Genomic DNA, 13,895 nt, shown 5'->3' on the forward strand with positions numbered 1-13,895 from the left:
CGACATCAAGTCGCAGGTCGGCGCCACCATCACCCACCGCGTCATGGCCAAGCTGTTCGAGGACCGCGGCGTCGCGCTGGACCGCACCTACCAGCTCAACGTCGGCGGCAACATGGACTTCAAGAACATGCTCGAGCGCGAGCGCCTGGAGTCCAAGAAGGTCAGCAAGACCCAGGCCGTCACCTCCAACCTGCACGGCTCGCTGGCGGGCAAGACCGACGACCGCAACGTCCACATCGGGCCCTCGGACTACGTCGCGTGGCTGGACGACCGCAAGTGGGCCTACGTGCGCCTGGAGGGCCGTGCGTTCGGCGACGTGCCGCTCAACCTGGAGTACAAGCTCGAGGTCTGGGACTCCCCCAACTCCGCCGGCATCATCATCGACGCCATCCGCGCCGCCAAGATCGCCCTCGACAGGGGGATCGGGGGACCGCTGCTGTCGCCGGCGGCCTACCTGATGAAGTCGCCGCCCGAGCAGCGTCCCGATGACGAGGGGCGGGAGAAGCTCGAGGCCTTCATCGCCGGGTCCGAGCCGCGCTGACGACAGGGCCCGCGTGGCGCTGCCGGAGAGATCGCGGAGACCTGGGCACCGAGGACGGTGCCCAGGTTTCCGCGATCACGGTGCCCAGGTTTCCGCAGCGTCCTGTGGCGGTGGTCTCGTTGACCGCGTGGCACCGGCGCGAGGGGTCGCGCGGGCGCCAGCTGGGGTCTACGGTCGAGCCATGCAGCTGGCCGAGGAACTCCTGCTCCTGCTCACCGACGACGAGACGGGCCGGATGAGCGTGCCCGAGCGCGTGCTGGACCTGGCCGTGGCCGGGGGCGCTCTCAGCGAGCTGGGGGCGATCGAGCGCGTGCGGGTCGTCGACGAGGACGAGCACGTGGTCGGGTCGCTGGGCGAGCCGATCCAGGCGGGCCGCCTCGTCATCGACGACGAGATGACCCACGACGCCGATCCCGTGCTGGACGGGGCGCTCGAGACCTTCCGCGGGATGCAGGGGCGCAAGCTCAGCAACGTCCTGCCGATCATGGGTCGCTCGCTCTATCCGGTGCTGCACCGTGACCTCGAGGCCAAGGGCGTGCTGCGGCGCGAGGCACCCACCCGGCAGTCGATGATCCCCAGCACGACCTGGGTGGCGGTCGACAGCAGCCACGAGGACTCCGTGCGCACGCACCTGGCGGACGTGCTGCTGCACGACGCCGAGCCCGACGACCGCGCGCGGCACCTCATCGGTCTGCTCCACGCGATCGGCGCCCTGACCGTGGCCATGCCCGAGCTCGAGGACGACCGCGAGCGCGCGCTGCAGACGGCGCTGGAGGTGCGGTCGCTGACGGACGTGCACGGGCCGTGCGGTCGCGTCCTCGCCGCTATCGACGAGCTGACGAAAGGGCGCGCGTGACGACGGAGTCGGCACGCGACCATGAGGAAGCTCGTCCACCAGCACAGCGCTGACACGAGAGGGCGCGCGTGACGACGGAGTCGGCACGCGACCATGAGGAAGCTCGTCCACACGCACAGCGCTGACACGAGAGGGCGCGCGCGACGACGGAGTCGGCACGCGACCTTGAGGGCGGAGCTAGTCGGACGAGCCTGACTCGGGCTGGGTGGCCCACCACTCCTTGAGGCGCATCGCCGCCTCCTCGCGCCCGATCATCCCCTCGTCGAGGCGGACGGCGAGCAGGTGCTTGTAGGCCCGTCCGAGCACGGGTCCGGGCCGGATCCTCAGCACCTCGGCGATCTCGTTGCCGTCGAGCTCGGGGCGGACAGCGGCGAGCTCCTCCTGCTCCTGCAGCCGCTCGATGCGCTGCTCGAGGCTGTCATAGCTGCGTCGCAGCCGGGCGGCCTTGCGGACGTTGCGCGTCGTGCAGTCGGCGCGCGTGAGCAGGTGCAGGCGCGAGAGCAGCGGCCCGGCGTCGGTGACATAGCGTCGCACCGCCGAGTCGGTCCACTCGCCGTCGCCGTACCCGTGGAAGCGCAGGTGCAGCTCGATCAGCCGTGACACGGCCTTGGTCGTGTCCTTGTCGAAGCGCAGTGCCTTGAGCCGCTTGGTCGCCATACGGGCGCCCACGAGCTCGTGGTGGTGGAAGGACACGCCCCCGTCCGGCTCGAACCGGCGCGTGGCGGGCTTGCCGATGTCGTGCAGCAGCGCTGCGAGTCGCAGGACCAGGTCGGGCCGTATGACGGGCCCGCCGTCGGCCGGGGCCGCCGACCCCGGCTGCTCCGACGTCTCGCTCGCCGACGCCTCGCTCGGCGACGACTCGTCCCCAGCCGACGGCAGCGGCCGCGAGGGGAGCTCGAGGTCGATGGCCTGCGCCAGCACGGTCAGCGAGTGCTCGTAGACGTCCTTGTGCCGGTTGTGCTCGTCGACCGTGAGCCGCATCCCGGACAGCTCGGGCAGCATCACGTCGGCGAGGCCGGTGTCGGTGAGCACCTCGAGACCGGGGCGGGGGTCGGGGGTGAGGATCAGCTTGACCAGCTCGTCCCGGATCCGCTCGGCCGAGATCATCTCGAGCGACCCGGCCCGCTCGCGCAGGGCGGCCTCGACCGCGGGGTCGAGGGTCAGGCCCAGCTGGGACACGAAGCGCGCCGACCGCATCATCCGCAGCGGGTCGTCGCCGAAGGACTCGGCCGGCGTTCCCGGCGTGCGCAGCAGGCCACGCGCGAGGTCGCCGAGGCCGTCGTGCGGGTCGACGAATGTCAGGTCGGGCAGCCGCAGCGCCATCGCGTTGACGGTGAAGTCGCGACGGACGAGGTCGTCCTCGAGCCGGTCGCCGTAGGACACCTCGGGCTTGCGGCTGGTGCGGTCGTAGGCGTCCTTGCGGTAGGTCGTGATCTCGACCTGCCAGCCGTCCTTGCGCGCCCCGATGGTGCCGAATGCCCGCCCGACGTCCCACAGCGCGTCGCCCCAGCCCCGGAGCAGCCGCTCGGTCTCCTCGGGGCGGGCGTCGGTCGTGAGGTCGAGGTCCACGGAGTCGCGGCCGAGGAGCGCGTCACGAACCGGGCCGCCGACGAGGGCCAGCTCGTGCCCGGCGCCCCCGAACCTCTCGCCCAGCTCGGTCAGGAGGCCGGTGACGGGCGCGAGCCGACGCGCCGCGGCGGCGAGCAGCTCGTCGGTGGTGGGGTGGGTGGTTCCAGGCACAGTTCCCCACCTTAGAAGACCGAGGGGGCCGACGTGGCACCGCGACCGACTGCAGCAGGTCTCGTTAGAGTGCTCAGGTGACCACTCCCCATCCGACCAGCCCGGCAGCGCGCTTCCCGCGTCGACTGCCTGCGGTGGAGGAGGTCTCGGCGGGTGGTGTGATCGTGCGGGTCGAGCGGGGTCTGGCGGAGCTGGCGATCATCGCGCGCCGCAACCGGGCCGGCCGCGTCGAGTGGTGCCTGCCCAAGGGCCACATCGAGGGCACCGAGACGCTCGAGGAGACCGCGGTCCGCGAGGTGGCGGAGGAGACCGGCATCGAGGGGCGGGTCATCGCCTCCCTGGGGTCCATCGACTACTGGTTCACCACCTCGGCCTCCCGCGTCCACAAGGTCGTCCACCACTACCTCCTCGAGGCGCTCGGTGGGCACCTGACGATCGAGAACGACCCCGACGCCGAGGCGATCGACGTCGCCTGGGTGCGCCTGGGCGACAACACGACCGAGCTGACCTTTCCCAACGAGAGGCGCATCGCCGCGGCAGCCTGGCAGCGCCTCGCGGGGGACCGGTGACCGGTCGGCTGGCTCGCGCCGGCGCGGCGGCTGTCGCCGCCTTCTCCCTGCTCGGCGGTATGCCGGGGGCGGCCGCCGCAACGCCGGATCGCTCCGTCGCCGCAGCCCCCGCACCCGCACCCGCAGCCCGCCCCGGCGCGGCGGTGCCCGGGCTCACGGTCCGGCTCGAGGAGCTCTCCCCGGCGGTCGTCCGCCCCGACCAGGACGTCACGGTCCGGGTGACGGTGACGTCCACGAGCTCTGGGGCGAGCGGGCCGCTGTCCGCCCGCGTGCTGCTGGGCGGCACGCCCTTCTCCCAACGACAGGCGCTGTCCGCGTGGCTGCACGACGCCCAGCCCCGCTCCCTGGCCACGCGCGAGGTGGTGAGCCAACCCATCGCCGCAGGGGTCCCCGCCCAGGGCACGACGTCGGTCACGCTGACCGTGCCCCGCGCAGCCCTGCGACGCGGCACGCCGTTCGGGACCTACCCGCTCGCCGTCGAGGTGCGCAGCGGCAGCGACCGCGTGGCCCTGGCCCGATCCGTGCTGCCCTGGGTCGGCGCCAACCAGGAGTACGAGCCCCTCCGCCTCGCCTGGATCGCTCCCCTCACCCTCCCGGCCCGGCGCGACCTGTTCGCCGGCAGCGTCGACGAGGTGGGGCAGGCCTGGTCGCAGACCGTCGGCACGGGTGGCCTCCTGCGGCAGCGCCTGGACGCCGCGGTCGGCACACCCGTGACCTGGATGGTCGACCCGGCCGTCCTGACGCCCCCGAGCGCCACCGGTGGCCCCGTGACCGCGACCCCGCAGACGCCTGCGGCCACGACCTCCCCGAGCACGTCCCCCACGGTCTCGGGCGCCGCGTCAGCAGCCACGACCCCTGCTACCACGACCCCTGCTGGGGGAGGCTCGACCTCCCCCGCGAGCCCGCCCACCGGCAGCTCCACGGCGTCGGCGGGGTCGTCGGCGTCGTCGGCATCACCGTCGTCCACGCCCGCGACCCCTTCCGCCCCCGCGCAGACGCCCACCTCGCCGAGCGATCCGTTGGCCGCCGCCAGGACCGACGCGGACGCGCTCACCGCCCGCCTCGAGGCGCTCGGGGACGACCAGCCCGTCTGGTCGCTGCCCGTCGGGGACCCCGACACCGCCGCGCTGCTCCGCGCCGGGCCCGATCCGTCGCTCAGTGCCGTCGTGTGGCCCGCGGGCACCAATCCCCTCACCAGGGCCGTCGGGCGCTCCGTCACCGACTCGATCGCCTGGCCGGCCGACGGCTCCTGGGCCGAGGGACGGACCACCGCGTGGACCCGCACCACCGGTGGCTCGGCCCCCACGGCCGCCGTGGTGTCCACCGACGCGGTGGCCCCGCAGCGTCAGACCACGCCGGGAGCCGCGCAGCGCAGCCCGGACGGCACGCCGCTGCTCGCCTACGACGAGCGCCTCAGCGAGGTCACCGCGGGCGACCCCTCGTCCTCGGACACCCAGATGGTGCAGGAGTTCCTCGGCCAGTCGCTCACGCTGCTCGGCGAGCTCCCCGGCACGCGCCGCACGGCGCTGGTGGCCGTCCCGCGCCGCACCGCCCTGTCCGGACCGGCGCTGCGGCGGCTCTGGTCGGCCACGGCCTCGGCGCCGTGGCTGCGGCAGGTCGACGTGAGCAGCATCCTGGGGCAGGGCGCTCAGGCCAGGCAGGGGATCCAGGGCAGCCAGAGTGTCGCCACGACCACCGAGCCCTCGCGCCCCGCCTCTCCGCTGGACGGCCCGGCGGTGGACGAGCTCGAGTCGGACCTCGCGACGGTCAACGGGTTGCGCCGCATCCTGCCGGCCGACGCCCCCGGCGCCCGGGCCTGGACCGCCGCGATCCAGCAGCTGACCTCGGCCCGGTGGCGGGGTGGTTCCCAGGCCTGGACGCAGCTGCGAGGGGCGGTCGACGGATCCATCGACGCCGCGGCCCACGGGGTGCAGGTGCGCCCGAGCACGATCAACTTCCTGGCGGACTCCGGCACCATCCAGATCACCGTCAACAACACCCTCCCGTATGCCGTCCACGACGTCCGTCTCGAGCTGGTCCCCGGCAGTCCCAAGCTGCGGGTCACGCAGAGCACCAAGACGCTCACCATCGCCGCGGGCAGCCGCACGACCATCCAGGTCGAGGTCACGGCGCTCGGCGCCGGCACCGTCCCCCTGGAGGCGCGCCTGTCCACACCGGACGGCGTGGCCCTGGGCTCGGCGACCACCGTGGACATGAACGTCCGCCCGACCAGCGTGTGGGTGTTCGCCCTCGTCGCCGGTATCGTCGGCCTGATCCTCGTGCTCGGCCTCGCCCGCTCCCTGCGTCGTGGCCCCACCCGCGCCGAGCGCGAGCTCGGCGACCACGAGGCGGTGGCCGACGCCGTGCTCGGCGCCACCCGCCCTGCCGGGGGCGACCGACCTGGCGGCGCTGACCGACCCGACAGCAGCGACAAGGACTCCTGATGAGCAGCACACGGCACGGCGCACCCCCACCCGGGGACGGCGTGGTCCAGGAGCAGAGCGTCCGTCGGGCCAGCGCCCTCATGGCCGCGGGCTCGATCGTCTCGCGCCCCCTCGGCCTCGTCCGGCAGCTCATGCTGGTGGCCTGCCTGGGCGTGACCGGCGCGACGGCCGACGCGTTCAACACCGCCAACCAGCTGCCCAACATCATCTACATGCTGCTGTCCGGCGGCCTGCTCACCGCGGTGCTCATCCCCCAGATCACCAAGGCGATGAAGCGGGAGGACGGCGGCCAGGAGGTCATCGACCGCCTGCTGACCATCTGCATCGGCGCCATCCTGGTCGTGACGGTGCTGGCGACGCTGCTCGCCTCCCCGCTCGTCACGATCTACCGCATCTCTCCCGCCACGCGCGAGCTCGCGACGGCGTTCGCGATCATCTGCCTGCCGCAGATCTTCTTCTACGGCCTGTATGCCGTCCTCGGCCAGGTCCTCAACGCGCGGGGGCGCTACGCGTCGTTCATGTGGACGCCCGTGCTCGCCAACCTCGTGCAGATCGCGGGCATGGCCGTCTTCCTCCAGCGCTACGCGCACGCGGCACCCCCGGACGCGTGGACCCCCGAGATGGTCTGGCTGCTGGCGGGCACGAGCACCGCCGGCATCGCGCTGCAGGCCCTCGCGCTGGTCCCCGACCTGCGCGCGAGCGGCTTCCGCTGGCGTCCCCGCTGGGGCTTCCGCGGCTACGGCTTCCGGTCGGCCTCCACGATGGCGGGCTGGGCGTTCGCCGCCCTCGTCGTGGCACAGCTGGGCGGCTACGCCTGCGCCGCCGTCATGAACACCGTCGCCGGCTGGGCCCAGCACGACGGCCGGCAGGTCGCGGGCATCACCGTCTACCAGCTCGCCTTCCTCGTCTTCATGCTCCCGCACGGGATCATCACCACGTCGATCCTGACGGCCATCTACCCGAGGATGTCGCGCGCGGCCCACGACAGTGCGACCGGCGACCTGCGCCGCCTGCTGACCCGTGGTCTGACCCTGCCGTCCGTGGCCCTCGTCCCCATCACGGCCGCGGCGATCCCGCTGGCGGTCCCGGGCATGGCGATGGTGCCCCGGGTCAGCGGGGACGCCCTCAGCGAGACGGCCCTCGTCTTCGCGATCATGATCCTGGGCCTGATCCCGTTCGGCTGGACCACCCTGCAGCAGCGCTTCTTCTTCGCCCTCGAGGACGGTCGCACCAACCTGCACCTCCAGATCCTGCTCACCTCGATCCAGATCACGCTCGCGCTGCTGGCGCTCGTCGGACCCCGTGACCACGTCGTCGCCCTGATCGCGGCCGGCCAGACCCTGGGCAACCTCGCGGCAGCGGTGGCCTTCGTGGTCATCGCCCAGCGCCGCGTCGGCGGCCTGCCCCTGCGGCACGTGCTGCGCCTGCACGTCCGACTGGTGCTCGTCTCCGCCCTCGCCGCCCTCGCGACGTGGGGTGCGGTGGTCGGGCTGTCCGAGCTGCTCGGCACCTCCCGCATCGACCACCTCGTGCAGCTGCTCGTCGGCGGCGGCCTGTTCGTCCTGGCCTTCCTCGGCCTCGCCCGCGTCTTTCACATCCGCGAGGTGGACGACCTGCTCGGACCGGTCGCCGCGCGGCTGCGTCGCCGGACCGGAGCCGCCCCCAGCGCCTAGGATGCGATGAGCACGACCGGCCAGCCCCAGGGGGACGCGATGCGGGTCACGCAGGACGACGAGAGGGAGTGACGGATGCCGGCAGTCGGACCGGGCACGTCGATCGGGGGGCGCTACCACCTGCGGCAGCGTCTCGAGCGCACGGACCGCGTGGAGCGGTGGGAGGCCGACGACACGACCTTCGGTCGCCGCGTCGTCGTGACCGTGCTCGACGCCGACGACCCAGCCGCCGAGGCCGCTCTGGACGCCGCCCGCCGCGCGTCCGCGCTCACCGACCCCCGCCTCCTGCCGATCCTCGACGCCGGTCGCGAGGGCGACCTGGTCCACGTCGTCGAGGCGGAGGTTGAGGGCAGCACCCTCACCGAGCTGCTGCGGGACGGCGGCCTCCCGGCCCCCGAGGCGCGTCGGATCGTGCTCGAGGTGGCCGAGGTCCTCGACCGGGCCCGCGGCCGGGGCCTGCACCACCTCGCCCTGACCCCCGACGACGTTCTCCGCGGCCGCGACGGCAGCGTCCGGCTGCGGGGGCTGGCCGTCCAGGCCGCGCTCCTCGGGCGCGACGGCGACAGCGACCAGGCCGCGTCCCGCACCGACGCGCTCGGCCTCGCGGCCCTCCTGCACGCGGCGACCACCGCCACCTGGCCCGGCAAGGACGCGACCTCGCTGCAGGCGACCCCCGTCGTGGCCGGCGCACCGGCCCCGCCGTCCGAGCTCGTCGCCGCCGTCCCGCACGACATCGAGGACCTGGTCCGGCGCGCCCTCGGCCGCGCTCGCGGGACTGACGGCCGGCCGCAGGACCCCGGTGCCGTCGCCGATGCGCTGCGCCCGGCCACGCTCCTCGCGCCGTCACCCGGCCCCACCGACACCTCCGACCGCTTTCCCGCGGATCCACCCACCTCGGACCCGTCCGCCGGCGACCGCTCCGGCCCGGTCACCGCAGCCACGAGCGACACCTCAGGCACCACGAGCCCCGCCGACGCCGCGAGCAGCTCAGGGGTCGCGAGCACGGCCGGGGTGATGGGCGGTGCTGGAGGCGCAGGGGCGGCAACCGGCAGCACGCCCCACCGCCTCGCGGACGACCTGCGCAAGGACGTCGAGCACGTGCCCTCCCGCGCCGAGGCCGCCGCGATCGCCGCCGCCGGGGCCACCGCGGCCGGGGCCAAGGCGGCTGCCCGGCGGGTCGGCGACCTGGTCGACGGCGCCTCCCGGCGGGCCGAGGACCGTCGCCGCGAGCGTGAGACGCGGCGCCTCGAGACCCAGCCCGCCCGCGTGCCCCTGTCGACGCTGGCGGACGAGCGCCCCCGCCGCGCCGAGCCCGTCGCCCCGATCTTCGTCAACGACGTGCCCACCGGCACCCCCTCGCGACGTCAGGCCAACTTCGTCCTGGCGCTGCTCGCCGCCCTCGTGGTGCTGGGCCTGGTGCTCGGCGTCGTCGGCGTCATGTCCATGGTCAACAACATCCAGCGCCAGCTCGACGCGCCTCCGGTCGGCCGCACCTACACCGTGACGGCGCCGGCGGTCACCATCACCCAGGGCGCCGACGGCACCGTGACGACCAAGCCGGCGGCCCCCACCCGAGCACCGGGAGCCCCGATCGCCGTGGTGGGCGTGACGGCATACGACCCCGAGGGCCAGGACCACGCGGAGAACAACGACACGGTCGGCAACGTCCACGACGGGGACACGGCGACCTACTGGCGCAGCCAGCGCTACAAGACCGACACGTTCGGCAACCTCAAGTCGGGGGTCGGCCTCGCCGTCTACCTCGGGGACGCCCACTCGGACGTGTCCCAGATCAAGCTCACGCTGCCCAACTCGGCCGGCGAGGACCTCACCGTCTACGGCAGCGACACCCCGACCAAGGACGGCGCAGCCGTGCTGGGCACCGCCAAGGGCGCCAAGGGCGAGGTCACGATCACGGTGCCGGCGGGCCAGGGCAAGCGCCCCTACATCGTCGTGTGGTTCACCAACAGCCCGAGGATGTTCGGCGGCAACTACGCCGCGCTCTCCGAGATCAGCCTGTCCTGAGATGAGCGCCGTCCTCGACCTCGCCGCGGCCGACGACCGCGCGCTCATGGCGGCGCACAACGACGGGGACCCCCACGCCTTCGGCGAGCTCTACCGCCGGCACCGCGACCGCATGTGGGCCGTGGCCATGCGCACCTGCTCCGACCGGGAGCTGGCAGCCGACGCCGTGCAGGACGCCTTCATCGCCGCGTTCCGTCGGTCGGCGTCCTACCGCGGCGAGGCCGCCGTCACCACCTGGCTGCACCGCATCGTGGTCAACGCCTGCCTCGACCGGCTGCGACGCGTCCGGCCGACCTCCGAGCTGCCGGAGTACGACCTCGCGGACGGCCGCGACGAGCATGCCTCGCTCGAGGTCCAGCTCGACGTCCGGCAGGCCCTCGCCAAGCTCCCCGAGGGACAACGACTGGCGCTGGTCCTGGTCGACATGCAGGGCCTCAGCGTCGCCGAGGCCGCCCAGGTCCTCGACGTCGCGGAGGGCACCATCAAGTCCCGGTGCGCCCGTGGCCGGGCCGCGATGGCCGAGATCCTCGGGCTGCGACGAGCGGGCACATGAGCGCCCCCACGTCAGCGGTCCGCCTCCGCGACCGCCGGGAACCAACGCCGCCCACGGCACGTCCTACACATGGTGCAGGTACGCCCAGGTTCCTGAGGGTCCACGCGTCCCTGCGCCCGCACCAGGTCGTGGCACCCGACGAGTCGGACCACGACGCAGCCCCCTCGACCGCCCCGGGAGGTGTCCGGAGATGACCGCGACCCGATCGTCGCACGCATCCGGTGACGGCGACCACGACCCCACGGGTGTGCGCGACCTGCTCGGCTCCCTGCCCGACCCCGGTCCCATGCCCGGCGACCTCGTGGCCCGCATCACCGCCTCGCTCGAGGCCGAGTCGCGCGCCCGTCTGACGGCCTCCGGGCACGACCCCGCTCCCATCCCGCGTGCCGACGAGCACGGCCCGATCGCGGTCGTCGTCCCGCTGCACCCGGCCACCCGGCGGCCCTCCGGCCGGCGGATGTTCGGCCTCGTCGCCTCTGCTGCCGCGGCCGTCACCGTGTTCGGGATCGCGGCGACCTCCTTCATCCAGGCCTCCGGGGGTGACCTGAGCACCGCCGTCGCCAACCTCGGCTCGGGGCCCAACAGCTCCGCCTCCAGCGCCGTGGGCAGCGCGAGCGCGGCGTCGTCCGCCCCCGGCCAGCAGGGCGAGCAGCAGGGGCAGCAGCAGAGCGGTCAGGGCACCGGTGACGTCACTGACCCGGACGTCCAGATCCGGCTCGCCGCCGGTCCCCTCGCGGTCGGTGGGGCCGGGCTGGCGGCATACGGCCAGGACCTCCTCCGGCAGCGCTGGAGCCCGGCCACCCCGCACACCGTCGAGCAGCCCACGGTCGGCCCCATCGGCACCCCCGCCGGGGTCCGCGAGTGCCTCGGCGCCCTCGGCGGCACCACCACCGGCCGGGTCGCGGCCGAGATCACCACGTATGACGGCCGCCCGGCCGTCGTGATCGCCGCCCAGCAGGGCGCTGACCGGCGTCAGGTCGGGGTCTACGTCGCGGCGATGCCCTGCGGCCCGACGGGCGCGACGCTCCTCACCCAGGCCATCACCCCCTGAGCGCCGCACGTTCCACGTGAAACGTCCACGTGACGGGCGGGTGGAATGAACACGCCGCCCGCACGGTTTCCGCCCGTGCGCCCTGCGATGGGACAGTGGGTCTCGCACCCACCGCGTCTCGTCGCCCGGGCGCCGAGTCGGCTCGGCCGACGTCCACACCACCCAGGGATGAAGGACCTCATGACCAGCGACGTCCGCAACGTCATCATCGTCGGCTCCGGCCCGGCGGGCTACACCGCCGCCGTCTACGCAGCCCGCGCCAACCTCGAGCCGCTCGTCTTCGAGGGCTCGGTCACCGCCGGCGGCGCCCTGATGAACACCACCGACGTCGAGAACTTCCCCGGGTTCCGCGACGGCATCATGGGCCCGGACCTCATGGACAACATGCGGGCGCAGGCCGAGCGCTTCGGCGCCGAGCTGGTCCGCGACGACGTCACCGCCGTGGACCTGACCGGCGACATCAAGGTCGTCACGGACGGCGAGGGCAACGAGCACCGCGCCCACGCCGTCATCCTGGCGATGGGATCGGCCTACCGCGAGCTGGGCCTCCCGGACGAGAAGCGGCTGTCCGGCCGCGGCGTCTCGTGGTGCGCCACCTGCGACGGCGCGTTCTTCCGCAACAAGCCGATCGTGGTCGTCGGTGGCGGCGACTCGGCCATCGAGGAGGCGACCTTCCTCACGCGGTTCGGCGAGAGCGTCACGATCGTGCACCGCCGCGACGAGCTGCGTGCCTCCAAGATCATGGCCGACCGCGCCATGGCCAACGACAAGATCAGCTTCGCCTGGAACTCCGGTGTCGCCTCCATCAACGGCGACACCAAGGTCGAGTCCGTGACCCTGCGCGACACCGTCACCGGCGAGGAGCGCGTGCTCGAGACCTCGGCCGTGTTCGTGGCGATCGGCCACGAGCCGCGCAACGAGCTCGTCAAGGGTGTCGTCGACCTGGACGACGAGGGCTATGTCCTCACCCAGGCGGGCACGGCCACCAACCTGCCCGGCGTCTTCGCCTGCGGCGACCTCGTCGACCACACCTACCGCCAGGCGATCACCGCCGCCGGCTCCGGGTGCGCCGCGGCCCTCGACGCCGAACGCTACCTCGCGGCCCGCGACGAGGCCGGCGCACCGGCGACCGACGCGTCGCTGACCGCCGAGCCGCAGGCCACCGCGATGGCCCGCTGACCCGCCTGCTCGTCTGCACACCTGCTCGTCTGCTTGCCTGCACCACCACCACCTCGACCATCCCGACCAAGGAGGAGCCCTCATGGGTGCCAACACCAAGGACACGACCGACGCGACGTTCGACCAGGACGTCCTGCAGAACCCCAAGCCCGTCCTCGTGGACTTCTGGGCGTCCTGGTGCGGTCCGTGCCGCCAGATCTCGCCGGTCCTCGACGAGATCGCCGGCACCTATGCCGACAAGATCGACGTCGTCAAGCTCAACGCCGACGAGAACCCCCAGACCACCGCGAAGTACGGCGTGACCGGTCTGCCGACCATCAACGTCTACGTCGGTGGCGAGGTCGTGAAGTCGATCGTCGGCGCGCAGCCGAAGCCCCGCATCCTCAAGGAGCTCGCGGACTACATCGGCTGAGCCGACACCCGCACGCCCGCTGGAGCCGCACGCCAGCCACCAGCACCCCCCGACGCCCGCCCGACCTCAGGTCGTGGCGGGCGTCGTCGTGCACGGCCGCCTCACGTCGCGGCCGGGGCCGTCGTGCACGGCCGCCTCACGTCGCGGCCGGGGCCGTGGCGCGGTCCGACAACCACGACCGCACTGCAGCGGTGACGTCCTCGCGGACCGTGGCTGCGGAGCGCAGGTCGAGGCGGAGCCGGGGGCACGTCGGGTGCTCGCGCACGACCGTGAAGCCCACACCGGTCAGCAGCGTGGTCGGCACCCGGCACACGTCCGGCGGCGGCCACGGCAGGTCGCTCCGGGTCACCGCCGCTGGTGACAGGCACCCCGGGACCACGGCGGGCCCGCCATACGCCTCGACGGCCCGGACCCGGCGCCGGAGGAGCTCCCGGCCGAGCGACTGGACGGCGACCTTGGTGAACGCTCGGCTGCTCGACGACAGGGACAGAAGGAGCACGGCGTCCTCCGAGACGGGGGCCGTCGCCGGCAGGGCCGCGCGCGGCACCAGCGACGGGGGCGCCACGACGACGTGCGCGACGGTGCGCCCGTCCTGGCGCACGAGCAGACCGGGCGGACCCCACTCACGGGTCACCGCCTCGGCCCACGACCGCAGCCTCGGGCCCGAGTGCCGCGGCGAGTCCTCGTGCGCCTCGACCGGGTCGCGCAGCCAGCGCACGCAGCCGCGACAGGACGGACGCAGCAGGTCCGTGGTCGCGGCCGTCAGCGGGACCACCTGACGACCGGTCATGGCACAGATCCTCCCTGCTCGGGGCCCGGCGCGCCCGGACACTACGACGCCGCCTCGGGTGG

Annotated in this window: 11 protein-coding genes and 1 pseudogene; 10 read left to right on the forward strand and 2 right to left on the reverse strand. The window is 73.7% G+C overall.

The features are described from left to right. Positions 1-541 (forward strand): annotated as a pseudogene (locus tag B2P18_RS02900) (inositol-3-phosphate synthase); the annotation flags it as partial. Between the two features lie 181 nt (positions 542-722). Continuing rightward, on the forward strand, positions 723-1,397 hold the full coding sequence (locus B2P18_RS02905; RefSeq protein ID WP_239264333.1) for a GOLPH3/VPS74 family protein: 675 nt from the start codon (positions 723-725) through the stop codon (positions 1,395-1,397). 177 nt (positions 1,398-1,574) lie between these two features. On the opposite strand, the gene B2P18_RS02910 is transcribed toward B2P18_RS02905, so the two are convergent. Next, positions 1,575-3,137: an HDIG domain-containing metalloprotein gene (locus tag B2P18_RS02910; RefSeq protein WP_286955777.1), complete on the reverse strand. Its 1,563-nt coding sequence runs from the start codon at positions 3,135-3,137 to the stop codon at positions 1,575-1,577. 77 nt (positions 3,138-3,214) lie between these two features. On the opposite strand from B2P18_RS02910, the gene B2P18_RS02915 reads away from it, so the two are divergent. From B2P18_RS02915 to trxA, 8 genes are all read left to right on the forward strand, one after another. Next, on the forward strand, positions 3,215-3,706 hold the full coding sequence (locus tag B2P18_RS02915; protein ID WP_034253333.1) for an NUDIX hydrolase: 492 nt from the start codon (positions 3,215-3,217) through the stop codon (positions 3,704-3,706). Beyond that, complete coding sequence (locus B2P18_RS02920; RefSeq protein ID WP_286955778.1) at positions 3,703-6,150, forward strand: DUF6049 family protein; 2,448 nt, start codon at positions 3,703-3,705, stop codon at positions 6,148-6,150. Before B2P18_RS02915 ends, B2P18_RS02920 begins: the two co-directional genes overlap by 4 nt. Beyond that, positions 6,150-7,823 carry a murein biosynthesis integral membrane protein MurJ gene (murJ, locus tag B2P18_RS02925; protein ID WP_019286006.1) on the forward strand — a complete coding sequence of 558 codons (1,674 nt, stop codon included), beginning with the start codon at positions 6,150-6,152 and terminating at the stop codon, positions 7,821-7,823. Before B2P18_RS02920 ends, murJ begins: the two co-directional genes overlap by 1 nt. A gap of 75 nt (positions 7,824-7,898) precedes the next feature. After that, positions 7,899-9,848: a hypothetical protein gene (locus tag B2P18_RS02930; protein WP_286955779.1), complete on the forward strand. Its 1,950-nt coding sequence runs from the start codon at positions 7,899-7,901 to the stop codon at positions 9,846-9,848. Position 9,849: 1 nt separating this feature from the next. Then, positions 9,850-10,401 carry an RNA polymerase sigma factor SigM gene (gene sigM / locus B2P18_RS02935; RefSeq protein ID WP_019286004.1) on the forward strand — a complete coding sequence of 184 codons (552 nt, stop codon included), beginning with the start codon at positions 9,850-9,852 and terminating at the stop codon, positions 10,399-10,401. Positions 10,402-10,591: 190 nt separating this feature from the next. Then, positions 10,592-11,452 (forward strand): hypothetical protein, encoded by an 861-nt coding sequence (locus tag B2P18_RS02940; RefSeq protein ID WP_019286003.1) that lies wholly within the window; start codon positions 10,592-10,594, stop codon positions 11,450-11,452. Between the two features lie 168 nt (positions 11,453-11,620). Continuing rightward, on the forward strand, positions 11,621-12,631 hold the full coding sequence (trxB, locus tag B2P18_RS02945; RefSeq protein ID WP_019286002.1) for a thioredoxin-disulfide reductase: 1,011 nt from the start codon (positions 11,621-11,623) through the stop codon (positions 12,629-12,631). A gap of 82 nt (positions 12,632-12,713) precedes the next feature. Next, positions 12,714-13,043, forward strand: a complete 330-nt coding sequence (gene trxA, locus B2P18_RS02950) for a thioredoxin (RefSeq protein ID WP_019286001.1) — start codon at positions 12,714-12,716, stop codon at positions 13,041-13,043. A 136-nt stretch (positions 13,044-13,179) separates the two neighbouring features. On the opposite strand, the gene B2P18_RS02955 is transcribed toward trxA, so the two are convergent. Next, positions 13,180-13,833, reverse strand: coding sequence for a hypothetical protein (locus B2P18_RS02955; protein ID WP_239262000.1), 654 nt, complete (start codon positions 13,831-13,833; stop codon positions 13,180-13,182). Between the last annotated feature and the right edge of the window lie 62 nt (positions 13,834-13,895).

Origin of the sequence: Arsenicicoccus sp. UBA2120 (genome assembly GCF_002330965.1) — a bacterium.
Lineage (GTDB): Bacteria > Actinomycetota > Actinomycetes > Actinomycetales > Dermatophilaceae > Arsenicicoccus > Arsenicicoccus bolidensis.